23 protein-coding genes are annotated in these 26,845 nt (G+C 30.8%); 7 read left to right on the top strand and 16 right to left on the bottom strand.

The window, feature by feature from the left end; translation table 11 throughout:
- Window positions 1-8: 8 nt before the first annotated feature.
- Window positions 9-734 (bottom strand): DUF3298 and DUF4163 domain-containing protein, encoded by a 726-nt coding sequence (locus tag IEW41_RS06040; RefSeq protein WP_188605396.1) that lies wholly within the window; start codon window positions 732-734, stop codon window positions 9-11.
- A gap of 94 nt (window positions 735-828) precedes the next feature.
- Between IEW41_RS06040 and IEW41_RS06035 the strand changes: the two genes are divergently transcribed.
- Window positions 829-1,968, top strand: a complete 1,140-nt coding sequence (locus IEW41_RS06035; protein ID WP_188605395.1) for a cystathionine gamma-synthase — start codon at window positions 829-831, stop codon at window positions 1,966-1,968.
- A gap of 72 nt (window positions 1,969-2,040) precedes the next feature.
- Here the strand turns inward: IEW41_RS06035 and IEW41_RS06030 are convergent, their stop codons facing one another.
- Window positions 2,041-2,829: a THC0290_0291 family protein gene (locus IEW41_RS06030; RefSeq protein WP_188605394.1), complete on the bottom strand. Its 789-nt coding sequence runs from the start codon at window positions 2,827-2,829 to the stop codon at window positions 2,041-2,043.
- Between the two features lie 228 nt (window positions 2,830-3,057).
- On the opposite strand from IEW41_RS06030, the gene gdhA reads away from it, so the two are divergent.
- The 4 genes from gdhA (at window position 3,058) to IEW41_RS06010 (ending at window position 10,075) form a co-directional block, all read left to right on the top strand.
- Window positions 3,058-4,401 carry an NADP-specific glutamate dehydrogenase gene (gene gdhA, locus IEW41_RS06025; RefSeq protein WP_188605393.1) on the top strand — a complete coding sequence of 448 codons (1,344 nt, stop codon included), beginning with the start codon at window positions 3,058-3,060 and terminating at the stop codon, window positions 4,399-4,401.
- Window positions 4,402-4,528: 127 nt separating this feature from the next.
- Window positions 4,529-6,898 carry a type IX secretion system anionic LPS delivery protein PorZ gene (porZ, locus tag IEW41_RS06020; protein WP_188605392.1) on the top strand — a complete coding sequence of 790 codons (2,370 nt, stop codon included), beginning with the start codon at window positions 4,529-4,531 and terminating at the stop codon, window positions 6,896-6,898.
- A 19-nt stretch (window positions 6,899-6,917) separates the two neighbouring features.
- Window positions 6,918-7,637: a DNA repair protein RecO gene (gene recO / locus IEW41_RS06015; protein ID WP_188605391.1), complete on the top strand. Its 720-nt coding sequence runs from the start codon at window positions 6,918-6,920 to the stop codon at window positions 7,635-7,637.
- A 20-nt stretch (window positions 7,638-7,657) separates the two neighbouring features.
- On the top strand, window positions 7,658-10,075 hold the full coding sequence (locus IEW41_RS06010) for a TonB-dependent receptor plug domain-containing protein (protein ID WP_188605390.1): 2,418 nt from the start codon (window positions 7,658-7,660) through the stop codon (window positions 10,073-10,075).
- 64 nt (window positions 10,076-10,139) lie between these two features.
- Here IEW41_RS06010 and IEW41_RS06005 read toward each other — a convergent pair whose 3' ends face one another.
- Window positions 10,140-12,521 (bottom strand): RemA C-terminal-like gliding motility protein, encoded by a 2,382-nt coding sequence (locus IEW41_RS06005; RefSeq protein ID WP_188605389.1) that lies wholly within the window; start codon window positions 12,519-12,521, stop codon window positions 10,140-10,142.
- A 76-nt stretch (window positions 12,522-12,597) separates the two neighbouring features.
- On the opposite strand from IEW41_RS06005, the gene IEW41_RS06000 reads away from it, so the two are divergent.
- On the top strand, window positions 12,598-13,074 hold the full coding sequence (locus IEW41_RS06000; protein ID WP_188605388.1) for a regulatory protein RecX: 477 nt from the start codon (window positions 12,598-12,600) through the stop codon (window positions 13,072-13,074).
- A 51-nt stretch (window positions 13,075-13,125) separates the two neighbouring features.
- Here the strand turns inward: IEW41_RS06000 and IEW41_RS05995 are convergent, their stop codons facing one another.
- The 6 genes from IEW41_RS05995 to IEW41_RS05970 all read right to left on the bottom strand — a co-directional run bounded on the left by IEW41_RS05995 (window position 13,126) and on the right by IEW41_RS05970 (window position 19,078).
- Window positions 13,126-13,617, bottom strand: coding sequence for a DUF6646 family protein (locus IEW41_RS05995; RefSeq protein WP_188605387.1), 492 nt, complete (start codon window positions 13,615-13,617; stop codon window positions 13,126-13,128).
- A 17-nt stretch (window positions 13,618-13,634) separates the two neighbouring features.
- Window positions 13,635-14,498 (bottom strand): cupin-like domain-containing protein, encoded by an 864-nt coding sequence (locus IEW41_RS05990; protein ID WP_188605386.1) that lies wholly within the window; start codon window positions 14,496-14,498, stop codon window positions 13,635-13,637.
- 178 nt (window positions 14,499-14,676) lie between these two features.
- A complete protein-coding gene (gene bioB, locus IEW41_RS05985) occupies window positions 14,677-15,771 on the bottom strand; it encodes a biotin synthase BioB (RefSeq protein WP_188605385.1) in 1,095 nt (364 codons plus the stop codon).
- Window positions 15,772-15,827: 56 nt separating this feature from the next.
- The gene (locus IEW41_RS05980) at window positions 15,828-17,255 is read right to left on the bottom strand and encodes a flotillin family protein (protein ID WP_188605384.1); all 1,428 of its coding nucleotides are present in this window, start codon (window positions 17,253-17,255) and stop codon (window positions 15,828-15,830) included.
- Window positions 17,224-17,859, bottom strand: a complete 636-nt coding sequence (locus tag IEW41_RS05975) for a hypothetical protein (RefSeq protein WP_188605383.1) — start codon at window positions 17,857-17,859, stop codon at window positions 17,224-17,226. The genes IEW41_RS05980 and IEW41_RS05975 overlap by 32 nt, the downstream gene beginning before the upstream one ends.
- A gap of 58 nt (window positions 17,860-17,917) precedes the next feature.
- Window positions 17,918-19,078 (bottom strand): beta-ketoacyl synthase N-terminal-like domain-containing protein, encoded by a 1,161-nt coding sequence (locus tag IEW41_RS05970; RefSeq protein WP_188605382.1) that lies wholly within the window; start codon window positions 19,076-19,078, stop codon window positions 17,918-17,920.
- A 91-nt stretch (window positions 19,079-19,169) separates the two neighbouring features.
- Between IEW41_RS05970 and IEW41_RS05965 the strand changes: the two genes are divergently transcribed.
- Complete coding sequence (locus IEW41_RS05965) at window positions 19,170-19,604, top strand: cytochrome c oxidase assembly factor Coa1 family protein (protein WP_188605381.1); 435 nt, start codon at window positions 19,170-19,172, stop codon at window positions 19,602-19,604.
- Between the two features lies 1 nt (window position 19,605).
- Here the strand turns inward: IEW41_RS05965 and eptA are convergent, their stop codons facing one another.
- From eptA to IEW41_RS05930, 7 genes are all read right to left on the bottom strand, one after another.
- A complete protein-coding gene (eptA, locus tag IEW41_RS05960) occupies window positions 19,606-21,132 on the bottom strand; it encodes a phosphoethanolamine--lipid A transferase EptA (protein WP_188605380.1) in 1,527 nt (508 codons plus the stop codon).
- The gene (locus IEW41_RS05955) at window positions 21,113-21,991 is read right to left on the bottom strand and encodes a phosphatase PAP2 family protein (RefSeq protein ID WP_229660178.1); all 879 of its coding nucleotides are present in this window, start codon (window positions 21,989-21,991) and stop codon (window positions 21,113-21,115) included. The genes eptA and IEW41_RS05955 overlap by 20 nt, the downstream gene beginning before the upstream one ends.
- A gap of 260 nt (window positions 21,992-22,251) precedes the next feature.
- Window positions 22,252-23,292 (bottom strand): helix-turn-helix domain-containing protein, encoded by a 1,041-nt coding sequence (locus tag IEW41_RS05950; protein ID WP_188605379.1) that lies wholly within the window; start codon window positions 23,290-23,292, stop codon window positions 22,252-22,254.
- 76 nt (window positions 23,293-23,368) lie between these two features.
- A complete protein-coding gene (bioA, locus tag IEW41_RS05945) occupies window positions 23,369-24,634 on the bottom strand; it encodes an adenosylmethionine--8-amino-7-oxononanoate transaminase (protein WP_188605378.1) in 1,266 nt (421 codons plus the stop codon).
- Complete coding sequence (gene bioD, locus IEW41_RS05940) at window positions 24,631-25,242, bottom strand: dethiobiotin synthase (RefSeq protein ID WP_188605377.1); 612 nt, start codon at window positions 25,240-25,242, stop codon at window positions 24,631-24,633. The genes bioA and bioD overlap by 4 nt, the downstream gene beginning before the upstream one ends.
- Entirely contained in the window at window positions 25,239-25,655 is a 417-nt protein-coding gene (locus IEW41_RS05935; protein WP_188605376.1) for a putative signal transducing protein, read from the bottom strand. The genes bioD and IEW41_RS05935 overlap by 4 nt, the downstream gene beginning before the upstream one ends.
- Window positions 25,652-26,785 (bottom strand): aminotransferase class I/II-fold pyridoxal phosphate-dependent enzyme, encoded by a 1,134-nt coding sequence (locus IEW41_RS05930; RefSeq protein WP_188605375.1) that lies wholly within the window; start codon window positions 26,783-26,785, stop codon window positions 25,652-25,654. The genes IEW41_RS05935 and IEW41_RS05930 overlap by 4 nt, the downstream gene beginning before the upstream one ends.
- Window positions 26,786-26,845 lie beyond the last annotated feature (60 nt).

Genomic DNA, 26,845 nt, shown 5'->3' with positions numbered 1-26,845 from the left:
ATAAGGAATTATTGTTCAATTTTTAAATAAGGATTAGCTTCAGCATAAGGAATTGTAAACTCGGTTACACCTTGTACGTACGACGCTATTTCATAAACATTATATAATAAAATAATACCATTTTCATTAAAGCCTATATTCTCTGGGAGTTTAAAACCTTCGCCAAAAAAATAATCTTCAAGATTATCACCATTGTTAATTGGTTCAGCTTCTTTTAAGAAATACTCTTCAGCAATCTTTTTAAAATCTTCTGGGGTTTTAATTAAATCATTTTGTTTTAAGAGCTTACCAGTTTGAGCATCAAAATTTAAAAAAGTAACATGACTATTGCCATGTGCTCCACCAGTATCTAAATAAGTGTTAACACTAAAGCATATTATTTTCGAAGACTCATAAATAACTTCAGCATTAACTGAAGCTTTCCATTGTTGTGTAACATTTTCAAAATCTTTTTTAAATGTTTTAAACTCGTTGTCAAATCCTTTAATAGCCTCATTAAGAGTTACACTTTTAACCACATCCTCACTCATATTAATTTCATTAGCAATAAAATTTTCTAGAGTTGAATTTATAGATTCAGCAACATTTTTTGTGCCTTTTGCTTTTGGGTAATTTATTTCGACTATAGCATTTGCGGTTTGCTCTATATTTTGCTCTTCAAAATCTAATTTTACATCTTTTTTACAAGAAAAAATCATAAAACTAACACATAGTAGAAGACTAATTTTTTTCAAAGTTTACAGGTTTTGTTAAACATTCAATAAAGGTATTACATACTTTTGAAACCAACGAAATAAAAGAATAAATTTGTGTTAAAATAAACTAGATATGAAGTTTAATACAAAAACTATTCACGGAGGACAAGAACATGATAAAGCTTATGGCTCTGTAATGCCTCCTATTTACCAAACATCAACATATGCACAATCAACACCTGGAGGACACAAAGGGTATGAATATTCAAGAACGCACAATCCAACAAGGAATGCTTTAGAAAATGCTTTTGCTAGTATAGAAAATGGTAATTACGGTTTGGCATTTGGTTCAGGTCTTGCTGCTATGGATGCTGTTATTAAGCTTTTAAAGCCTGGTGATGAAGTTGTTTCTACTAATGATTTATATGGAGGGTCTTACAGGTTATTTACAAAAATATATGCGGATTTTGGAATTAAGTTTCACTTTGTTGGAATGCAAAATGCAGCTAACATTGAAAACTATATAAATAAGAACACAAAGCTAATTTGGGTTGAAACGCCAACAAACCCAATGATGAATATTATTGATATTAAAGCGATATCAAAAATTGCAAAAGCACATAATGTTTTATTGGCAGTCGATAATACGTTTGCAACACCTTATTTACAATTACCATTAGACTTAGGAGCTGATATAGTAATGCATTCTGCAACAAAATACCTTGGAGGACATAGTGATGTGGTTATGGGAGCATTAATTGTTAAAGACAAAGATTTAGCAGACAGATTGTACTTTATACAAAATGCTAGTGGAGCTATTTGCGGACCACAGGATAGTTTTTTAGTGTTAAGAGGAATTAAAACTTTACATATTAGAATGCAGCGTCATTGTGAAAATGGTAAAGTAGTTGCAGAGTATTTAGTAAATCATCCAAAAATTGAAAACGTATATTGGCCAGGGTTTAAAAGTCATCCAAACCATAATATTGCCAAAACTCAAATGAAAGATTTTGGAGGAATGATATCATTTACAACAAAAGGGAACAATTATGAAGAGGCTATAAAAATAGTAGAAAGGCTTAAAATTTTTACTTTAGCTGAGTCTCTTGGTGGTGTTGAATCATTATGTGGTCATCCTGCAAGTATGACTCATGCTAGTATACCAAAAAATGAAAGAGAAAAAATAGGTGTTGTAGATTCTTTAATTAGACTTAGTGTTGGTATTGAGGATAAAGATGATTTAATTGCTGACCTAAAGCAAGCTATTGGATAGATGTAACAATAATAAAAGTAAAAAGACCTAACTTTAAAAATTAGGTCTTTTTTTATGTTTTGTAAAATATGTTTAATCTAAATAATAAATATAACCGAAGTTAAGCCAAACTAACCAATCGTTAGATTTATTAGAAGGCAATTGATGATTTAACCCATCAACCCAGTTGTTAAAAAAGTGTTGCCATCTTAAGTCTACCATCAAATCTGATAAAATAGTAAGCTTATATCGTGTACCAACACTACCTACAACAGACCAAGTTGTACCACTTGATGGGTCAACAGAACCTGGATCCCAAAATGAGTAAAAGTTATTAGGATTATTTATGTTTCCGTCACCATAAGTAGTATAAACTTTAGGGTTATATGAAGTAAAATGCGCACCTAAACTCACAAATGGAGCAAATGATTCTTGTTGAGCAGAAAAAGATCTAATACTTAAAGGAAAGTATTCTAATTGCATACCAATATCAAAATTATTGGCTTCGCCAGTATGGGCTCTTAATTGATCTGCCTCTATAGATTGTCTAGATTGGTCAACCCATTTCCCAAAGTGTTCTAATTTGGTTTTATTCCACGAAATTTCACTTCGTAATTTAAAGTGGTCATTAAAGTAAGTATCTGTTGAATAACAATTACAATCTGCTCTATAAGAGAAATTGATATAGTGAATAATACCTATACCTATACCTGTATTGCCTGCATTGGTCTCAAAGTCGTTTCGAACTCCAAAATCAGACTGAAAAGCTACTGGACCAGTAATCACGCCTATTTCATGAGAAAAGCCGAGTTGAGAAAAGCCACTATTTATACTCGCAACGAATACAAAAAGATAGGCTAACTGTTTAAAATTAAGCGTCATATAGGTGCTTTTTTTGAGGCAAAGTTATTAACAAATATATAAAAACTCATTCAACAAACAAATAAAAGAGATATAACGTGTCTATAAACTTAAAATTATACATTTGTTAAATAAAATATCTCAATAGCATTATTTTGAGAATATGAAAAAAAAGATTTTAAATTTTTAAAGATAATGTATCTTTGTTGCGCAAAATTAAGTTTAAAAGATTCTTAATAAACAAAATAAATGAAAAATAAAATTGAAGATTTTTTAGATCTTGTTAAAAAAACAAATGGGCATGAACCAGAGTTTTTACAAGCTGTACATGAGGTTGCTGAAACAGTAATACCATTTATTGAAGAGAACCCAAAGTATAAAGGTAAAATGTTATTGGAAAGAATGGTAGAGCCTGAGCGCACTATTATTTTTAGAGTGCCATGGATTGACGACAAAGGGAATACTCAAGTTAACAGAGGGTTTAGAATCGAATTTAACTCTGCTATTGGTCCATATAAAGGAGGTTTACGTTTTCATCCATCAGTAAACCTTAGTATACTTAAGTTTTTAGGATTCGAACAAACATTTAAAAACTCGTTAACAACTCTTCCTATGGGTGGAGGTAAAGGAGGATCTGATTTTGACCCTAAAGGTAAAAGTGATAATGAAGTGATGCGTTTTTGTCAATCATTTATGAACGAATTATTCCGTCATATTGGTGCAAATACAGATGTTCCTGCAGGAGATATTGGTGTAGGTGGAAGAGAAATAGGTTACATGTTTGGTCAGTACAAAAGATTACGTAATGAGTTTACAGGAGTATTTACTGGAAAAGGAATAACTTATGGAGGTTCATTAATTCGTCCAGAAGCTACTGGTTATGGTTGTGTGTATTTTGCAAAAAATATGCTAGCAACTAAAGGTGATTCTTTTAAAGGAAAAACTGTAGTTATTTCAGGTTCTGGTAACGTTGCTCAATATGCTTGTGAAAAAGCTACTGAATTAGGAGGAAAAGTTGTTACAATGTCTGATTCATCAGGATACATTTATGATAAAGATGGAATTGATGCTAAAAAATTAGCAAAAATCATGGACATTAAAAATGTTAAACGTGGTAGAATAAGCGATTATGTTAAGACATACAAATCGACAACTTACCATGAAGGTGAGCGTCCATGGTCAGTAAATTGTGATATCGCATTACCATGTGCTACTCAAAATGAATTAAATGAAAAAGAGGCTAATGCTTTAATCAAAAATAAAGTAATTGCTGTTGCAGAAGGCGCCAATATGCCTACTACACCTGAAGCTGTTACTGCTTTTCAAAAAGCCAAAGTATTGTTTGCTCCAGGTAAAGCATCAAACGCAGGAGGAGTTGCAACATCTGGTTTAGAGATGAGTCAAAACTCTTTACGTTTAAGTTGGACAAGAGAAGAAGTTGATGAGAAACTTAATAGAATTATGGATGATATTCACCAATCTTGTGTTACCTATGGTAAACAAAAAGATGGTTATATAGATTATGTAAAAGGTGCAAATATTGCTGGTTTTGTAAAAGTTGCTGATGCAATGTTGGCACAAGGCGTAGTATAAAAGTCACTTATTGATTAATAAATAAAAGCTCTCATAAATTTATATGAGAGCTTTTTTATTGAAGTTATATATGATAACATTATTTTTTTCGTTTGTTATAAATATATTTGACACATAATAAAAACGTATGCTAAAGAAGATTACTATATTTTTAATAATGTTAATTTCTTTAACCAGTAAAGCACAAAATTTTTCTGCTTTATGGGAAGGTCATTTTTCGTATTACAATATAAAAGATGTAGTACAAGGAAATGATAAAATTTATGCAGCTTCAGAAAATGTGGTTTTTAGCTATGATTTAATTACGAATGAGTTGCAAACTATAACAACTGTTGATGGTTTGTCTGGAGAATCTATAACAACAATTGAGTATAGCGAAACTTATGAATCGTTATTAATTGGATATGAAAACGGATTAATAGAAATAATTTCTGGTTCAGATAATGAGGTTTTAAGAGTAGTTGATATACGTGATAAAGAAACAATATCACCAGTATTTAAAAGAATTAATCATTTTAATGAGCATAATGGTTTAGTTTATATTTCAACTGATTATGGTATATCAGTATATGATTTAGATAGACTAGAATTTGGAGACTCTTATTTTATTGGAGCAGGAGGTAGTCAAATAGTAGTAAAACAAACAACTATTTTTAATAATAGTATTTACGCTGCATGTGGCAGTAATAATGCTGTTAAGAAAGCGCTATTATCAAATCCAAATTTAATTGATTACCAACAATGGCAAACATTAAACAACGGTAACTTTTTAGCAGTACAAAGTGTTGAAGGTAATTTATACGCTGTTAAGTCTGATAATGGAATTTATCAAATTATTAATGATACATTTATTGGCTTGTTTACTTACCCAAATCAGCCATTAGATGTAAAAGAAGCAAATGGTAGCTTGATTATAACCACTCAAAGTAGTGTTTTTGTTTATGATTCTAGTTTTTTATTACAAGCGACTGCTTCAGGAAATCAGGAATATAATACCCTATTTAGTTCGGCAACTATTTCAGATGAACATATTTATATTGGTACTAGTGATTTTGGAGTTTTAAAAACAGAAATTACAAATCCTTTAGATTATATTGTAATAAGGCCTGATGGACCTTTAAGAAATAATGCGTTTAAAATTGAAGCAGGTGATAATAATTTATGGGTAACTTATGGTGAATATGATCAATTTTATAACCCTTATCCTTTAAGGACTTATGGCTTAAGTCATTTAGTTGATGACGAATGGAATAACATACCTTACGATAGCTTGTTAACAGCAAGAAATCTCACATATATAGCTATCAATCCGCTTAATCCAACACAAACATATATAAGCGCTTTTTTTAATGGGTTATTAGAGATTAATGATGATATAGCTACAAATTTATATGATCAAAATAATAGCGGATTAGAATCAACGCAATTTCCTAATACAACATATACAGATTTAAGACTTGGACCATTAAAATTTGACAGAAATGGATTGCTATGGTCTATGACGTGTTTTGTTGTAAGACCATTAAAATCTTACAATCCGTCTTCAGGACAATGGCAATCTTATAGTTTTGAAGAAATTATTCCAAACCCTTTTGGAGATGAACTTGGCTTTTCTGATTTAGAAATTGATACTAATGGTACTAAATGGACAGGTTCTTTTTTTAATGGAGTTATTGGGTATAATGAAAGCGGTAGCAGAGTCAAAAGATTGTATACCCAAGAACAAAATATGCCGTCTAAAAGTGTTAAAGCTTTAGCAATAGATAATAGGAACCAATTATGGATTGGTACAGAAAAAGGGTTAAGGGTTTTGTATAATACATCCAATTTTTTTGATGAACCTAGTGTTGAAGCTAGTGAAATAGTTATTTTGGATGACGGTATTCCAAAAGAACTATTATCCAATCAATTTATAACCGACATAAAAGTTGATGGCTCTAATAATAAATGGATAGGGACTTTAGATTCTGGAATTTTTTACTTTTCCCCTGATGGACAACAAACAATTTATCATTTCACTAAAGATAATTCGCCTTTACCTTCAAATACGATAAGTGATATTTCTATTGATTCTCAAAATGGTAGAGTGTACATAGCTACTAATAAAGGATTAGTTTCATTTTTATCTGGAGGCTCAAAACCTGAAGACGAACTAAAAGATGCATATGTATATCCAAACCCAGTTAGACCAGAATATAATATACTTGGCGCTAATGATTTAAACAACATTAATAATGGTGTTAAGATTAAAGGGCTAACCAAAAACGTAAACATTAAAATTACTGACATTGAAGGAAATTTAGTAGCCGAAGCCCAATCTAAAGTCAATTCAAGAGCGTCACAAGCGAATTATAATTTTGCTATTGATGGAGGAACTGCTATTTGGAATGGTAAAAATCTAAGAAATAATATTGTGGCTTCAGGAGTGTATTTAATCCTTATCTCTGATTTAGATTCATTTGAAACTAAAGTGTTAAAGCTATTAATAATAAGATAATAAAATTAACAAAGCTAAGATGTTAGTTAAAACAAATGCCATTGTTCTTTCAAAAATTAAATATCGAGATAACGATTTAATTGTAAAATGCTACACTTATAATAGAGGAGTTGTTAGCTATCTACTAAGGGGAGTTTTAAAGTCTAATAGAGGAAACTCAAAAGTCGCTTATTATCAGTTATTATCTCAACTGCAAATAGAAGAACGATATAAAGCTAACCAATCACTTCAATACATCACTGATGTTAAATTAGATGTTGTTTACAAAAGTCTTCATACTAATATTATAAAAAGCTCTATTGTAATGTTTTTAGCTGAGGTATTATCTTCTGTTTTAAAAGAAGAAGAAGAAAACACATTACTCTATAGTTATTTAGAAACAGCATTTAAATGGTTAGACTATGAGCAAGAGTTTTCAAATTTTCATCTAATGTTTTTGCTTAATCTAACTAAGCACCTTGGGTTTTACCCAGACGACACAAATATCGATGCAAATTATTTTCACTTAAGCACAGGACAATTTGAAACAATTAAGAGAGATTATTACTCAATTTCTGGTGAAAATTTAACAATCTTAAAACAACTATTAGGCATAAAATTTGATGCACTAAATACTGTCAAATTAAATTCGAAACAGCGACAATCATTTTTATCAATGCTATTGCTTTATTTTGAATTACATTTGGGGGATTTTAAAAAACCAAAGTCCCTAGTTATATTTAATCAAGTATTTAATTAACCCATTATTTGTTACCCTTTATGAAGTATACTTTTTTATTAGGTATATGGTTGTTTTTTTCAACTTCATTACACGCTCAAAATATTTTAGTTTTAGAGCAAGACACTAACTTACCCTTGGCTGGAGTTTTAATTTATAATACTAAAAAAACTAAAACAGCAACAACAGATATTGATGGACATGCTAACATAGATAAATTTTCATCTGATGAGGATATTCATTTTCAACATATGTTTCATAAAAAAGCACACTTTACAAAGTCTGTTATTTTAAGTAATAAAAATATTGTGTATTTGCTATCAAAGATTGAAGATTTAAATGAAGTGGTAATATCTGCTTCAAAATTTGAGCAAAGTAAAAGAGACATACCACAAAAAATTATAAATATTAGCGCAAAATCCATTCAGTTTTCTAACCCTCAAACAAGTGCAGATTTATTGGAAAGCTCTGGAAACATTTATGTACAAAAAAGTCAACTAGGAGGAGGAAGCCCAATGATTAGAGGATTTTCAACCAATAGGTTGCTTATTACTGTTGATGGCGTTCGTATGAACAACGCTATTTTTAGAGGTGGAAATTTGCAAAATGTCATTTCTATCGATCCTTTTGCAATTCAAAATACAGAGGTTACTTTAGGTGCTGGTTCTGTTGTTTACGGTAGCGATGCTATTGGTGGTGTTATGAGTTTTTATACACAAAAACCACAATTATCGTATTCAGATTCTTTATATTTTAAAGCAAATGCAGTAACTAGGTATGCAACTGCAAATAAGGAAAAAGCAGGTCATATAGATTTAAACTTTGGGCTTAAAAAGTGGGCATTCCTTACAAGTGTTAGTTATACCGATTTTGACGATTTACGCATGGGAAGTCATGGTCCTAATGAGTATTTAAGACCAGAATACGTACAAACAATTAATGGGCAAGATGTAATGATTGCAAATGATAATCCATTAATACAAAACCCAACAGGATATAATCAAGTTAATGCAATACAAAAGGCTCGATATGAAGCGTCAGACAACCTCTTTTTTGATTTTGGATTATACTATAGTACAACTTCAGATTATTCTAGATACGACAGATTAATAAGATATAGAGGAGCCAATTTACGTTCTGCAGAATGGAATTATGGTCCACAACGTTGGTTTATGGGAAATGCTCAAGTGACAAAACTGAGTAGTAACTCTAATTTATACGATAAAATACAAACAACTGTTGCTTTTCAGAATTTTCAGGAAAGCCGAATGGATAGAGACTTTAATAAAACAACAAGAAACATTCGTGAAGAAGCTGTTGATGCCATATCTGTAAATTTAGATTTAGAAAAACAGCTAAGTTCAAAAACTGAACTTTTTTATGGACTAGAATATGTATTTAATAAAGTAAAATCTTCAGGAGATGAAGAAAACATCTCTACAAATGAAATTACTCCAACAGTCTCTAGATATCCTAACGGATCTGATTGGCAATCAATAGCAGCATATACAAGTTTAAAGTATAAGCCAAATACCAAGTTTACGTTTCAAACAGGATTACGTTATAATCATATAATAGCAAATGCCAATTTTGAAGCTAATAACCAATATTTAAATTTGCCTTTTGATACTGCCAAAATTAACTCTGGAGCTTTTACGGGAACAGCAGGAATAAGCTGGATACCTAGTGAGATGATAGAGTGGAAACTAAATGCTTCATCTGCTTTTAGAGCGCCTAATATTGATGATATTGGTAAAGTATTTGACTCAGAGCCTGGCTCTGTTGTTGTTCCTAATAATAATTTAAATCCTGAGTATGCTTATGGAGGCGAACTGGGTTTAAAACTTAATTTCGACAATGCGCTTATTATAGATATGGCAACCTATTATACCTTTTTAGATAATGCATTGGTACGTAGAGATTTTACATTAAATGGACAATCACAAGTTATGTATGATGGCGAGTTAAGTAATGTACAGGCTATACAAAATGCATCTAAGTCGTGGATTTATGGTTTTGAAGTTGGTGTAAGAGTTAATTTTAATAAACAATTAAAACTTACCTCTCAGTATAATATTATTGGAGGAGAAGAAGAAGACGATTTTGGAGCAATAACTCCACCAAGACATGCAGCACCAAATTTTGGGAATACGCATTTAGTATGGCAAAACTCAAAATTTTTAATAGATGCTTTTGCAAATTATAATGATGAATTATCATTTTATCAACTTGCACCATCTGAGCAAGAAAAAGATTATATCTATGCTTTAGATGATAATGGAAATCCATATTCACCATCATGGTACACTTTAAATTTAAGAACTCAATATAAAATTACTGATGATGCTACAATTGTTGCTAGTTTAGAGAACATCACAGACCAACGTTATAAAACATATTCTTCTGGTATTGCATCAGCAGGACGAAATTTAATTGTGTCTTTAAAGTATAGCTTATAAGTAATCTTTAAGCATAAAAAAAGCCTCAACTATTTGTTGAGGCTTTTTTATTATAGAGGTTTAATTAGTTTCTTTTAATAGCGCGTTTGGTAATTACCTGTCCATTAGACAGCTCAACTTTAGCAATATATACTGTATTACTTAAGTTAGAAAGATTGTAAACTTCAGAATTACTTTGACCTTCAAATTGATAAAGCGTTCTACCTAAAAGGTCTAAAATAGCTACAGATTTAATATCAAAATTATTACTAACAGTAAACTTAACATTGTCATCGTTAAGCTCAATAATTGTTAAACTATTAGCATTTAAATCATTTTCCCCAATTGATAAGGTTTCTGGTTGAAATACGATTTCAAAACGACTTTCAAACTCACCAACTTGTGAAGTAAAATTATAAGCAGAAGTTGATAAATTATGTATGGTATTTAATACATTATCTTTAAGATAAACAGGATTGTTAGTCATAAAATCACCTTCAAATTGAGAGATAGATAATGTATAAACCGTAGGTACATTAATAGATGTATTAAATCCTAGCGGAATAACTTCGTCTAAAGTTAAGCTATTTGAAGCTTTACCTTGTATCACAAACTTTTTAGTATTCCCTTCAATTGATGTGTAAATTGAAGAAGGTAAGTTAGCTGATAAATTTCTAGGAGCATCATAAAATGTACCATCAAAATCATTAGTTGCACCATCAATATATGCTATTGCAATTTGATTAAATACACCATTATCTGAAGTTAAATTAACCCAAAGTTTATTATCAGAAGTTGTATTAGAATTCCTGAAAAACTGTGTATTACTAGCAACAACTCTCATAGAGTTATTAAACACTACATTACCTGAAGGCAAAGCAGGAGAATCTGAAACCGACACAAAAAAGGCTTGTCCAGAAGGGATAAATCTAACAGGAGTTAAGCCATCTCCACCAGCGGTTTGAGCAGCTCCATTAATTGTAGCATAATCTGAAGCAGAAAAATTCTGACCTTCATTACCATTTGTTGAGTCGCTAGGCGCTATGTTTTGAGACCATAAATATATGCTTCCATCAAGCTTACCACTTGTAGGGTTTAAAGCATAAGAGTTTACACTAAAAAAAGTATCTGCACTTATAGCAGATGGGTAAGGATTACCTATCAAATTCCAGTTATTATCATTAGTTTCAGTGTCATTTCTAACAACATTTACATTAATTATCCCATTATTAAAAGGACCAGTAAATGTGTAATCAAATTGATATGGAGGAGAACCAGGACCAACAAATCCAGCTTCATCATGTGTAGCAGCATAACCAACACCTGGTTGCATTACTGTAGCTCCATTTACTAGAGTCCAATCATCACCATTATCATCAACATCATCTTGACCTGCAACAAAAGTATTATTGTTAGCTGTTTCTCTTAAAGCGTCTAAATAGTTATTAGCATTAAACCTAAAACGTCTATCTACATCAGATTCTGATAAACCACTTCCGATAGTTTCACCTGAAACAGGCGAACTCCAATATGTGTATTCATACCAAGCATTTAAAGGTGCTGTTGTTTTTGTAACACTAATAGTTCCATTTTCAGTTACTTTAGCAGTATTACTATTTTGTTTAACCGAGCCTCTTGGTCTTACGTTAATTGCACCATCAACAGTTATATCGTTTTGAACTTCAACATAATAATTGTTATTTACAGTAAGGGTTGAGCCAGTATTTACAGTTAGGCTACAAGCACTAAAGCTTGGATTAGCCACATTTGTAAAATAGTTACCATTTATAATCGCATTTGTACCAATGTTTGGTACTCCAGCACTCCATGTCGCACCATTCCAAGTTGTACTTGGCGCACAATAAGCTCTCACATCACCACGTATAATAATACCTTGATTTGCAAGTGTTGCTGTGCTTGTTTGCTGTATTCTAAAGGTTCCATTACCTGTTCCTGAACGATAAGCATATAGCCTGAAAGTTATTGTAGAAGTTAAAGATGTATATGCAGATAAATCTATTGTATGATCTTCTCCATTTACAGAAACAGAATTTGTGCCATCATCATTAAAAATTGTAACATAACCAGAACCTGTATTCATTCTAATTAACATTTTATCTGGACCAGTATTACTTCTGTTATAACGAATGTCCATATTAGTTAAATCAATTTGATAATTTGCATTAGGTGATAAAGTCCATTCTAAATAGTCATTTACATCAAAGGTACTAGCATTATTTGTCCAGTTTCTCGAATTATATTCTAAAGAAGCATTATAAGCAATGCCTGGACCTCTACAAATACCTGCAGCTGATACGTTAGTGTTATTAGCTATAATACCACTACATCCTGTATTATTAACTGAACTATATGATGCTAATTCAACTTGCCCAAACCCAAAAGAAATGGCACATAAAAAAGCTATAAAAAAAGCAGAGGGTTTACTAAGAGTAAATATTTTTTTCATAATGTTAAGTTTAAATTTTTTTAGACTTGGTTATAAAAATCAAACGTTTGTTTTAATAATCTTTTATTTTTGATACATGTTAAATAACAAAAAGACATACACAGTTACAGAAGCTAAAAGCAAGCTAGAGCATTATTGTGCATATCAAGAACGTTGTCATAAAGAAGTGATTCAAAAACTTAAGGATATGCAAATGATACCAGAAGCTATAGATGTTATTGTTGTACACCTTATTGAACACAATTTTCTTAATGAAGAACGTTTTGCCAAAGCATACGTTAGAGGTAAGTTTAAAATGAAGAGTTGGGGGAAACTCCGTCTAACTTCGCAATTAAAGTTAAAAGACATAAGCAAAGTTAATATAAATCAGGCACTTAACACTATAGATTATGATGAGTATATCGATGTTTTTAATGATTTAGCCGAAAAAAAAGCAAAAAATATAACCGAAGCTAATATTTGGAAGAAAAAAAAGAAGCTAGCTGACTATTTATTATATCGTGGTTGGGAAAGCAATTTGGTGTACGATAAAGTAAACCAACTTATAAAATAAGACATTAAAAAAGGCACTTTTTATCGATTTAAAAAGTGCCTTTTTTAATTTTTAAAGATTAAAAGTAGCTCCAAAATTTACAGCAAACTGATTGTGTAATTTTTCGGAAGGTGTAAGTGCATCTGAAGTATATTTTGCAAATGGCACATTAAACTCTGTATACACACCAAAACCATCAGTAAACAAATAACGCATTCCTAAATGTCCACCAAAGTTTTTTAAACTGATATCTAAACCAGGATACACATCAAAATTTTCATCAATTTTAAGTACGTTACCCAAATTTGCATTAAAACGCGCTTTTAAATCAAACCTATCAGTAAAATCTTTACTTATTTTATCATCAATACCTAATGCGTAAGATGTAGAAAAACCTAACGATATGTTTTCGCCAACACCATAATCGTAACTTAAATTAATACCTGTTGCATTGTTTTGAACATTAGCACCTACTTGTAACTTAGTATCTCCTTTGCCTTTAAATGCTTGTGCACTTATTAAAGATGTGCTTAATATAGCTAGTAATAAAAATATTTTTTTCATGATTTGAGTATTATGGTTTATTTTAAAATCTTATTAGTTTTTGTAATAGCTTGTTCGTTTTTCCAGTCAATCCATTTCTGACCTTTAAGACGACGCATTGCATTATCAAAATAACGCATTATAAAGATATTATAAACTGCTTTACCTAAATTTTTTGGATTTCTAGCAATTGCTCGCAAACTCATTGAAAATCCAGGTGTTAAATATTTCATGTAATGCCAATAGCCTTCTGGCATATATAATACTTCACCATGATTCAGCTCTGTAATATACCCTTTTGCTTTTTTAAGAGCAGGCCATTTGTTTAAATCTGGACTAGACATATCTATATCTTCTCTGTTAATTAGCGAATACGGAATTTTATAGAGGTATTTATTTTGTTTCTGGTCAAATAATATACATTGCTTTTTGCCTTCAAAATGAAAATGAAAAATGTTAGCTAAATCAATATCATAATGCATAAAAGTATGCGAATTTGTTCCGCCAAAAAACAACATTGGCAACCCTTTCATGAGTTTTAAACCAAAATCTGGAAACTTAAAATCTTTTTGAAGCTGAGGTACTTCCTTTAAAACATTCCAAAGAAAAATACGATATTTAGTAGGTTCACTTTTAAGCAAATCTACATATTCGCTCATTTTCATTTTAGCATGAGCTTCATTAAAACCATCTTTATAATCTACAGGTCTATCATCATAAAGCGGAACAATTTTGTCGCCAGCCACCTGTTTCATGTAGTCTAAACTCCACTTGTTATAAGCAGGCCAATCTGTTATACATTGTTCAATAACCACAGGTTTTTGTGGCTTAAAATAATGTTTTATAAACTCCTCTTTGGTAATAGTCTTTACACGAGGAATGTCTTGTAGGTCTAATGCCAATGCTATAAAATTTTAACGTGTAAAGTTAACAAAACGTTATATAATCAAACAAATTGTATGTTAAAATTTGGGTGTTCCGCTTATGCTTTGCAGCAAAGCGTCAGGCTTTCAGCTTTATCTTTTTATAGCAAAGTAACTATAAAAAGGATATCGCTTCAATCCTTAACACAAGTACTTACTACTTTAAAGCTTTAGCTTTTTGTTTAGCCTCTTCGTTACGCTCAATTTTGTGTTCTGGACGTGACCATTTTGGTTTTTCGCCTAAAGCTTGAAATTTAGAATCTTTAGCTTCAACCGTTTCTGGTTGCATTTTTTTAATAAAAGGCTTTTGCGGATTAAGCCCTAATAACTCAAACATTTTCATGTCTTCATTAACATCAGGATTAGGAGTTGTTAATAATTTATCTCCTGCAAAAATTGAATTAGCACCAGCAAAAAAGCACATTGCTTGACCTTCTCTACTCATATCTGTTCTACCAGCACTTAATCGTACTTGAGTTTCTGGCATTACAATACGTGTTGTAGCAACCATACGAATCATATCCCAAATCTCTATTGGTTGTTGCTCTTCTAAAGGTGTACCTTCAACTGCAACTAAAGCATTAATTGGCACAGATTCTGGTTGTGGATTTAATGTAGAAAGCGCCACAAGCATTCCTGCTCTGTCTTCAATTTTTTCTCCCATTCCAATAATTCCACCACTACAAACAGTTACATTGGTTTTACGAACATTATCAATTGTTTGCAGTCTGTCTTCAAAACCACGTGTAGAAATAACTTCTTTATAATACTCTTCAGACGAGTCTAAATTATGATTGTAGGCATACAAACCAGCTTCAGCAAGGCGTTGCGCTTGGTTTTCGGTAATCATACCTAAAGTGCAGCATACTTCCATATCAAGTTTGTTAATAGTACGTACCATTTCTAGCACATTATCAAACTCTTGACCATCTTTTACATTACGCCAAGCGGCTCCCATACATACACGTGAGCTACCTGAAGCTTTAGCACGTAAGGCTTGCGCTTTTACTTGTTGCACACTCATTAAATCATTGCCTTCAACATTGGTGTGGTAACGTGCAGCTTGCGGACAATAGCCACAATCTTCTGGACAACCTCCTGTTTTTATAGATAAAAGTGTAGATACTTGTACAGTATTTGGGTCGTGATGCAGCCTATGAATTGTTGCTGCTTCATAAAGCAACTCCATCATTGGTTTATTATATATATCTAAAATTTCTTGTTTTGTCCAATTGTGTCTTGTCTCGCTCATAAAATCATTAGTTTGGGTAAAAATAGAAAATTCCACCTTTGCGGTGGAATTTTATCTTACTTTTTATCGTTAGAATTATCAACAGCTTTTTTATCTGGCTCAGCTTTATTTTCTATCTCTTTACCTTTTAAATAATCTGGTAATTGCATTCCAGCCATATTAAACATTTCTTGTAAAGGCGGAACTGATTGATACATTCCAGAAAGAAAGTTTGCAGTTGAAGATTTTCCGTCTTTTCCACCACCATTTTCCCAAACAGTAACTTTATCTATCTTAATATTTTTAATAGCTTCAGCTTGTGTTTTAACTAATTCAGGTAGCTTATCAGCAATTAATAGTAATACTGCATCCTTAGAATTATTACCAGCAGCTTTAACAATTTGCTCCATACCAGCAGCTTGTTTAGTTAAAATTTCAAACTGACCTTGGGCTTCGGCTTGTGCTTTAAATAATATAGCATCAGCCTCACCTTTAGCACGTCTTCTAATACGTTCAGCTTCAGCTTCAGCATCTATTTCAACTTTACGTTTATCAATTTCAGCAGGAACTATAATATCTGCTACTTGAGAAGATCGCTCGCGTTCAGCTCTTGCAATTTCGGCATCTTTTTCAGCAGCATAAGATTCCTCTAAAGCTTTTGCGCTTTGTACTTTTTCTGAAGCAATTGCTACGCGTTCTGCTTCTGCTTCTCGTTGACGACGTAAAGAATCGGAATTAGCAACTGCAATTTTAGCTGTATTTTCTCCTTCTACAGCTTGGGCATTAGCAGCGGCAACTTGAGTTCTTTCGTCTTGTACAGCATTTGCTTCACCAATAGAACCATCTCTAGTTTTTTCGGCAACAGATTTACGAGCAGCATTTATTGCATGAGCCGCAGCTTCTTTACCAAGTGCTTCAATATATCCAGACTCGTCAACAATATCTGTAATGTTTACGTTAATTAATTTAAGACCAACTTTCTTTAATTCTGACTCAACACTTTCAGAAATATTAGTTAAAAATTTATCACGATCGTTGTTAATTTCTTCAATATCCATTGATGCCACAACTAAACGTAATTGACCAAAAATAATTTCTTGTGCTAATTCTTGAATTTCATTTTGCCCTAAACCTAATAAACGTTCAGCAGCATTTTGCATTACTCCTGGTTCTGTAGAAATACCAATTGTAAAGCGTGAAGGTACATTAACACGAATATTTTGTTTAGAGAGGGCGTTTACCAAGTTTACTTCAATAGAAATTGGTGTTAAATCCAAGAATTCATAATCTTGAAAAACAGGAACTATAAAAGCAGCTCCACCATGAATACATTTGGCAGACTGACCTCCACCGACTTTTCCGTATACAACTAAAATACGGTCTGATGGACAACGTTTATATCGCTTAATAAGGATAATAAAAAAGACAAAGACAAAAAGTATCGCAAAAATAACTGCAATAGGAAAACCTAAATCAAAGGTTTGTTGTGTTAGGAGGTAGTTCATATGTTTCTTGTTTAATTGGTTCTATTGGTTTCTTAGTTTGTTCAACTATTAAAATGCCATTGTTTGTAACATCTATAACTTGAATAATTGTGCCTGATTTCAATTCAAATAATGAATCAGTTATTGCTTCTAACTCTCTTAAAGTACTTTGAACTCTGATGCTTACTTTTCCCATTTTAGAGCGATTTGCACCTATAGTTAAATAGACTTCTCCAGTTGCATTAATTGCGTTTTTATAGTTTAATGTTCCACTATCTGCTAGTTTTTTCATTCCATAAAACATAGCAGCCATAATAAGCATCATAAGAATTCCGCCGACTAAAGCAGCAATAACAGTTACAAGAATTGAAAAGCCAGCATTAATGCAAGCAATTCCTATCCATCCAAAAATGGTAAAAAAACCAACCAAATTTTTGAAAGTGATAAATTGAAATTCTATTCCAGCGTCTGCATTAATACTTGAATCGACATTATCAAAATCATCTCCACCATCAACACTTAAAAATGTTGTTATGATTACAAAAACGAATAGCAATGATCCAATAAGTGCTATAATCCAAAAAAATTGGGAGAACCCATCTAAAGCTGAAAACCATTCCATCATAAGTAGAAATTTAAATTTTATGTTTGAAATATAAGACCTTTAAAAATGTCTCACAATATTATTTTGAAAGAAGAATAGACACAGCATTTCCACCAAACCCAACAGCGTTTATCATAATGTTTTTGATGCGTTTTGGTTTTATTTCTTCAATAAAAGGAACCGAAATAAATTCTTGATACATTAACATTAAAACAGCCATTTCTACACTTAACATTCCAGAAGCACCAAGGCTGTGGCCAATCTTCCATTTATTAGTAGTAAATGAAGGAATCTTGTTACAAAATATTTTTTTTATAGCATTGTATTCAGATAAATCTCCTTTTATTGTTCCAGGAGTATGCGTAATTATAATGTCTATTTCATCAGGATTTAAATTACCTAAAGCCATTACCATAGACTTTTGAAAACAATCAGCATTTGTTGAAAGTGATGCATTATGCTCTAATATTTCGGTTGCATAACCCAATCCTATAATTTTTGCAATCGCATTTTCTTTTTCACCTTGCTCTAAACATGCCACAGAAGCTGCTTCACCTAGAATCATTGTGTTTTTTGTTTTATCAACATCTAATGCAAGACAAGGATATGAAGCTTCATTTTTATTTTCTTTAGCATAAATTTTTAATGCTTGCATTTGAGCAATAGTAAAAGGTGTTAAAGGCGCTTCGCTACCTCCAACTAAAAACTTATCACACATACCAGAATTTATCCAAGCTATACCATTAAGTAATGCATGTAATGCTGTTGAGCATGTAATAGAATGACTTATTTCTGGACCTTGAGTTTGTAAATCGTGAGCTACCCAAGATGATATGTTTCCTAATGTTGTTGTTGGAGAGCTAAGTGTATTGGCTTTATTTGTTTTAAGAAATGCTTCATGGTGTTTTTCAAACAATTGTGTTGCACCTCGAGAAGAACCTATATTAATTCCGAAGTTATCTGAAGGTTTCCAACCTACTTGTTCAACAGCTTTTCTTGAGGTATAAATTGCAAATAACACAGAGTCATCAAGCGATTTATATTTAGAATCTGAAGCTCTTAATGCTTTAATTTCTTTTTTAGCTGAAACAGGTAATTTCGATACTAAAACTTCTGTGTCAAACAATGACGTTTTACTAAAGCAATGATTGCTATTTAAGTAGTTATTCCATATATCGTCTAAAGAATTACCTAAAGGCGAAATTGATGAAATTGATGTTATTGAGATTGGATTTTTCACTAAAAATTAAAGCTTTTGACAAAGGTATGTTTTATTAAAATGTAACAAAAGCTTGAAGTCAATTACTTATATTTATAAAACAATTTATAGAATGGAAGAAGTAAAACAAAAAAGTTGGTTTGGAAGAAACTGGGTTTGGGTAGTGCCACTAGGAGGATGTTTAACAATTATAGCATTTTTTGTTTTAGGTATTGGAGCATTAGTTTTTGGAGTTTCAAAAGCTATTTCAGGCTCAGCGCCTTATGAGTATGCTGTTGAACAAGCGTCTAATAGCCCTAAAGTTATTGCAGCACTCGGAAGTCCTGTAGAAACAGATGGTATTATGCAAGGCAACATATCTCTTGAAAATGGTGATTCTGGTCACGTTGATATTACAATTCCGCTAAAAGGGTCTAAGCGCAAAGGCTATGTTACTATTATAGGAGAAAAAGTAAATGGAGATTGGGTTTATGAAGAGTTATATGTATTAATAAAATCAACAAATGAAGAAATTAACCTACTAGATAAAAGTTTAGAAGGAAATTAAATCATTTAAAAATATTCATGCTTTCATCATAAATAGGGCTTTCTATTGCTAAAAAGTTTAAGACACTATGAAAAACATGATTTTGTGACAAGGTTTCAGTTTTATTATATTTAAGTTGTTTTGAATTATCAGACATCCATACAATAAAAGGTATTTCTAATTGCTCTTTTGGTGCAAAAGCTACTGGAATTCCATGCATATATAAATTGTTTTCTCCCAATGATTCTCCATGATCTGAAACAAACATCATCATACTATTATAATCTTTTAATTCCTTTAAATTTTCTATTAAACTAGATAGTATGTAATCTGTGTAAACAATAGTATTATCATATGCGTTTATAAGCTCTTCTGAAGTGCATTCGCCTAGTTCAACACTATTGCAAACTGGTTTAAAATTTTCAAACCTAGATGGATATTTTGTGTTATAGGATGGTCCGTGACTTGTACTGGTGTGTAGTACAATTAGTATTTTATCTTTTTTACTCGCTAAAATTTGCTCCTGTAACCCTTTTAAGAGAATTTCATCATAATTACACTCTTCTCCTTCGCAATCTTTTCTTAATTCAGTTTTATTATAGAAATTTTTAATGTGTATTGGTGGTTCTCCCCAATTTGTTGTTTTCCATATAACTTCAACATTATTTCTATGTAGATAATTTGGTAGTATTTCGTACAACTTATTTGTGCTTTCATGCTCCAAAATACATTTTACTCCTGCTGTTGTGTAAGTAGCACAAGCTGTTGCTTTATAACTATGAAGATTCTCTATTTTAGATAATAACGGATTTGTAAGTTTTTCATAACCATATAGTGAGAAATTCTGGCTTCTTGCTGATTCTCCAATTACTAAAACTGCAATAGACTTTTCATTGTCTTTTATGGTTGCGTTAGGTAATAAAATTTCCTTTTCATTTTCTTTACTTTTTTTAATATAGTATCTTGAAGTATTTACAATATAAGACCAAGGCATTGCTAATGCACCTAATTTGGTTGAATTTTTATCTATCCATCTCCAATTGCCACCATTTACAAAAACCATGCATATTATAAAAAGTAATGTTAACGAAAAACTGATTAAAAATCTTTTGAGTGATTCCTTTATAATTTTCGCTTTAATAATAAAAAAGGAAGGTATCAATCCAAATAGAATTAAATACATAATTAATCCCCAAGAAAAGAAACTACTGGCCTCTTCATAATCGGTATTAATAACATTACCAATCATGGTTATGTCAATTAAAACATTGTAGGTATTAATAAAATATAGAGCAATTGCGTTAATGATGAAAAATATGACCAATAGCAATTTTCCAACAAATCGAGAAAGAAAAAATATAAGGTATAATACAAAAGCGTTTACAACCAGCATTATTATTACCAAACTTACTATAATGGTAATTCCACTTAAACTTTTGTAATCTAGGGTGTTAAAAACGAATTTAAAAAAATGGAAATGATATAATAAAAAATTAATTAAGCTAGCTATTAATACAAAATGGCTTAATTTAATATTGTTTTTTAACATAAATAATAGAGGTTACATATAGTGTTGCTAACAAGCTTGCTAAAGAAAAATAAAACACTATCAAATTTAAAGTAATTATTTTATTAATTAACACAATGACCCAAATTGAAAACAAAATCATCGAAATGAAATAGTATTTTTTGTTTGCTAACCAAGACAGAAGATTAAATTTTCTACTAAAAAAAATGCCTATTAGAGCAGATATATAGCCAATTATACTACCAATTACAACATCTAAAGGGTAATGTGCACCTATAGCAACTCTAGTAAAAGCAATTATTGCACCTAAACTTAAAATGATAGAGAACCACATTACTTTAAATTTTAATTTTTTTGGCATAAAAGCAAATAGTACTGATGTTAGAATTGTAAAAGTTGCTATTGAATGTCCAGAAGGCAAACTATTATAAGATATAATTGACTTCCCAGTAATAACAAAAATATCATTGTCAAAAATAGCAGCTGGTCTTGGGACTGCAAAAAACCTTTTCAGTACGTTAGTCAAAATACATGATACTATTAATGAAGCTAGTATTGACTCCCATAATTTAGGTGCATAAATCATAAAAATAGCTAAAAAAGGTAAAAATATAATTACGTCACCTAATTGAGTTAAGTTATATTGTAAGTTAGGTTGATGTGATAAGATGGAGTTAATATATAAAAACAAATCTTTTTGAATTAATATATATGCGTCAACTGAAAAGTCATTTTCAATAATTAAAAAAGCAACAATTAGAATCATTAAAAACAAAGGAGGAAAAAATACACTTAACCTTAATTTTTTAAAATTATTAATTACTTGGGTATTTAATGTTTGATTGGTTATTAAGGAATTTTTAATGATAGATAGGTTCATAATAGTAATCATAAAAAAATTACAAATGCTATTATAAATTAAGTTTCAGTTGTTACAGGTTTGAAGGTTAAGTATAACCACAAACTAACAATTAGAATTTTAAAATAAGTAGAGAAAAATGAGGAGTGTATTAATTAAAGCCTTTTGGGTTTTAACACTTCTTCCATTTTTAAAATACGTTATAGGCATTTGTTGATACAAATAACGAGAGATTAAAAACGGATGTTTTATCATATAAGTGCAGAATAATTTATCTGCACCTATTTATTGTTTTTGAGAATAGTCTTATTATATTCAGTAGGCGTTAACCCTTTGAATTTCTTGAAAATAGCATTGAAAGAAGATTTTGAGTTGAATCCTACATCTAAAGCTATTGCTAGTAGAGTAAATTGGTTGTCTTGATTGTTTTTTAATCTATTTATAAACTCTTCAACTCTATATTCATTAACAAAATCCTGAAAGCTAGTATTCATATACTCATTTAAAACTTCAGAAATATACTGACGAGGAATGTTATTTCTTTTTGACAAATCATGAATTGACAATTTCGGGTTAAGATACATTTTATCATTTACCATTGAGTTAATCAAATCTGTTTTGTATTGAGCAATAGCTTCTTGGTTAAGGTTAGAGTTATTATACTTGTCTTTTTTTATTTTAGGTAAAATATCATTCATTTTTTTATTCATTAAAGTCAAGGAAATAAAATAAAAAAGGAAGGCAATAATTAGAAGTAAATAAGTATTAAAATTTTGATCGTTAAATATTTCAAAAGCATCATAACCAAATGCCAATAAAAAATCATTTATAGAAGCAAACCCAAATAAAATAGAGATAGGGATTACAAAATATAATATCCAGTGCTTTCTCTTTGTTGTAATTATAGAATAAAATAAAATACAGAGGTATGCAAAAAAAGTAAACTCAATAAGCACCTCAATAATTTCAACAATAAAATTTTCTGATTGTGAGTTTATTTCAATTAGCTCAATAATAAAATAAATCAAATTTGGAATAAAAAAAAGATAGTCAAGCTTAGCAAAACTCTCTTTGCCATTATTATAGTATCTAAAAAACAGAAAAAGAAATGTGATAAATAATGAGCTATCAAACAAAAATAAATCTACGCCTTCAAAAAACAAGTTATTTTCATCATCACCAATAATATAAAGTATAATCGAAACAAGAGCACCAAAAATTAATCTGAATGTCATTTTTTTGTACTCTTTTCTATTAGCAAACAAAACTACAAGAACAAATAAGCCTTGAAATAAGGCTATAATTTGAAGTGTTTTAATCATTTTTAGTATTTAAGTATCCTCAAAATTACAATTATTTAAGCTTAACAAAAAAATGAATAAAGGATTGAGTAATCATTTAAATTGTAACTAAAACGTCTTCAATGGTTTTATATACTTTTTCTAATTGTTTTTCACTAATTACATAAGGTGCTAAAATATATATTGTATTACCTAAAGGTCGGAGAAAAACACCATTACTCATAAAAAAGCTAAAGAGTTTATCACGTAAATTTCCGTAACGCTCCATTTCTATATTTAAATCGAGAGCAAAAATTATCCCTGTTTGACGTGTCGATTTTACTTTCGGATGATTTTTAATTCTATTATTAAAATCTTTATGAGAATTTATGATACGTTGAATATTATCTTGAATCTCTTTAGATTTAAGTAACTCTATTCCTGCAATTGCAACTGTACATGCTAACGGATTTGCCGAATAAGTATGACCATGGAACAAGCCCTTACTTATATCTTCGCTATAAAATGCATCATACACATCTTGAGTACATGAAGTAATAGCCATAGGCAACAAACCAGCTGTAAGCGCCTTACTTAAGCACATAATATCTGGCTTGGTATGTATATAATCTGACGCAAAGTATTTTCCTGTTTTACCAAAACCCGTCATTACTTCATCAGCAATAGTTATTATTTTGTTTGCCTTGCAAAATTTTAAAATGAGCTCAAGTCCTTCAGCATTGTGCATTTTCATAGCTGCTGCACCTTGTACTAGTGGTTCGTAAACAAATCCAGCAATGGTATTGCTTTTAGCAATTTCTTTAAGTGATTCTAAAATAGCATCGTGATTATTTCCGTTTGGTGTAGGAATACGTTTTACATCTAAAAAAAAATCTTCAAAAGGACCATTATAGACTGATAAACCAGACACACTCATAGCTCCGAAAGTATCACCATGAAATCCGTCTTCAAAAGCAATTAATATATTGCGTTTATCACCTTTATTAAAGTGGTATTGTAACGCCATTTTAATACCAATTTCAACACTTGTCGAGCCATTGTCACTAAAAAAAATCTTGTTTTGATTTTGTGGTAAAATGGTCATCAATTCTTCAGAGAGTAGTATTGCAGGCTCGTGAGTAAAACCACTAAACACAACTTGATCTAAAGTTTTCATTTGTTGGCTAACACGATTTGTTATAAACTCATTACAATGGCCATACATACATGTGTACCATGAGGCAATAGCATCTATATATTCATTTCCGTTTTCATCTGTTAACACACAGCCTTTCGCTTTTGTAATGGCTATAGCTTCAGGATGTAATTTATGCTGTGTTAATGGATGCCAAAGGTGTTTTTTATCACGTTCTTTTAATGTCATAATTTTTTTTTAAACAATTCAGCATATTCTCTAACAACATTTTTATCAAAATAGGGTTCGTCATTAATTCTACCAATAACAGAAGCATTAGTCATCTTGGCAATAATGTCTTCTGTAGTTTTATGCTCATTACCACTATAAATAAGTGAAACATCAAAACCTTTTTCTTTTAAAAAATTTACGGTTAGTAAAGTGTGATTAATACTGCCTAAATAATGTCTAGAAACTACAATAACTTTATAGCTAGGTTTTATAATATCGAAAACCGTTTGCGTATTGTTTAAAGGAACAAGTAAACCTCCAGCACCTTCTATAACTAAATTATTTTTAGTTTTAGGTTCAACTATCTGTTTAATATCAATAGAAATATTATCAATTTCTGCCGCAGCATGAGGACTCATAGGCGTTTTTAGAGCATAGGAGTTAGCATGAAATTTAGATGTTTTGTTAGATACTAATTGTTCTACTTTTTTAGTATCACAAAAACTTAATTCTCCTGCTTGTACAGGTTTCCAATAATCTGCTTCTAATGCTTCAACAAGAATTGCTGATGCTATTGTTTTACCAACATCTGTTGAGATTCCTGTAACGAAATATGTTGTTTTCATTTTAAATCAAATTCAGTTAAGCATAGTTCACATTTATACTTATGCTTCGTGTAAAAAGGAAGAGAGCTAAATAATACTCCAAAAATAAACCAGAACAACGATTTGAAATCTTTAATAGTTGAAAAGAGTTCGATTTGCTCACTCTTACAATTTGGACAATGTATTGAGTTGCCCTCATCATCTAGCGAATATTTTTCAATAGAACTTAAAATTTCTTTTGCTTCTTTAGCTTGATGAGATAACACCTTTAGCTTAACTCCACCAATTGCGTTACTAACTAATGGATCTGTATCAATTGTAAGGTTGTCTGTTAAAAACACTTCGATATTTTCAGATTCTAACCTGCCTTTTATTATTTGAGCTTCAGAAGAATATTGAAATATTGCAACAGTTGTAAACTTTCCTTTTTTCATTTTACAAAAGTAGCTAACAACTGCAAGACTTCCGAGATTTCTTTATGTGAATTATAATTGTGTAAACAAAAGCGAAGTCGTTCATGACCTAGTGGAACTGTTGGAGATAGAATAGGCTTTACATCAAACCCTTTTTTGTTTAACATGTTAGAAACCGATTTCACGTTTTCATTACCTCTAATAATGCAACACTGTATTGCAGAATTGCTTTCTATAAAGCGTGATTTTAATTGATGTATTTTAAGTTGCAATTTAAAAAAATCAATGTTTTCATGAAGTTTTTCAATGTTGTGTGTATGTGCTAATTCTTTATAAACCGATTTTAATGTCATTAAAGAATGTGGTGGTAAAGCAGTGGTATAAATAAACGGACGAGAAAAATTAATTAAGTATTGTTTTAAATCTTCACTGCCTAAAATTGCTGCGCCATGAGATCCAAAAGCTTTACCAAAAGTAATAATACGTGCAAAAATATTGGTTTCTAAACCTAATGCTTGTATCAACCCAACACCTTTATTGCCAAAAACGCCTACTGCGTGAGCTTCGTCAACAATAAAATGATACTTGTTTTGTGAGCAAAATTCAGCGAATGCTTTTAAATCTGGTGAGTCTCCATCCATCGAAAAAACCGATTCTGTAACGATATAAACCTCTTCATTGTTTTGAACACGATTAAGTATTGCTACAATATCTGATAAATCATTATGATTAAATTTATAAGATTTTGCATTACTCATAGTAATACCATCGCGAATAGAAGCATGAATATACTCATCATATAAAATGATATCGCCTCGTTGAGGTACTGATGAAAAAAAACCAAGATTAGCATCGTAACCTGAATTAAAAATAAGCGCTGCTTCAGTATTGTGAAAGCTGCAAATAAAATCTTCTATATCATCATATAACTGATGGTTTCCAGTTAATAAGCGTGAGCCTCTGGAGCCATTTTGTTTAATAAAATTTTCTTCCAAAAAATGATGCGTCAAATCAAAAATATCTCTAGATATAGAAAACCCTAAATAATCATTTGATGAAAAATCTACCAGATTATGTTGAGTGCCTAATTGGCGCAATGTGTTTTGAGTTTTGCGCTGTTCTATTTTATCTTGAAGTTTTTTAGGAATCATAAAACAAAGATACTTAAGTAGTAATATTATCATATTAAAACACCATCAAAAATATTATCT

It is taken from the genome of Aquaticitalea lipolytica, from assembly GCF_014641635.1.
GTDB lineage: Bacteria > Bacteroidota > Bacteroidia > Flavobacteriales > Flavobacteriaceae > Aquaticitalea > Aquaticitalea lipolytica.
Note: the sequence above shows the minus strand (reverse complement) of the source record. Positions and strands in the feature narration are given on the sequence as shown.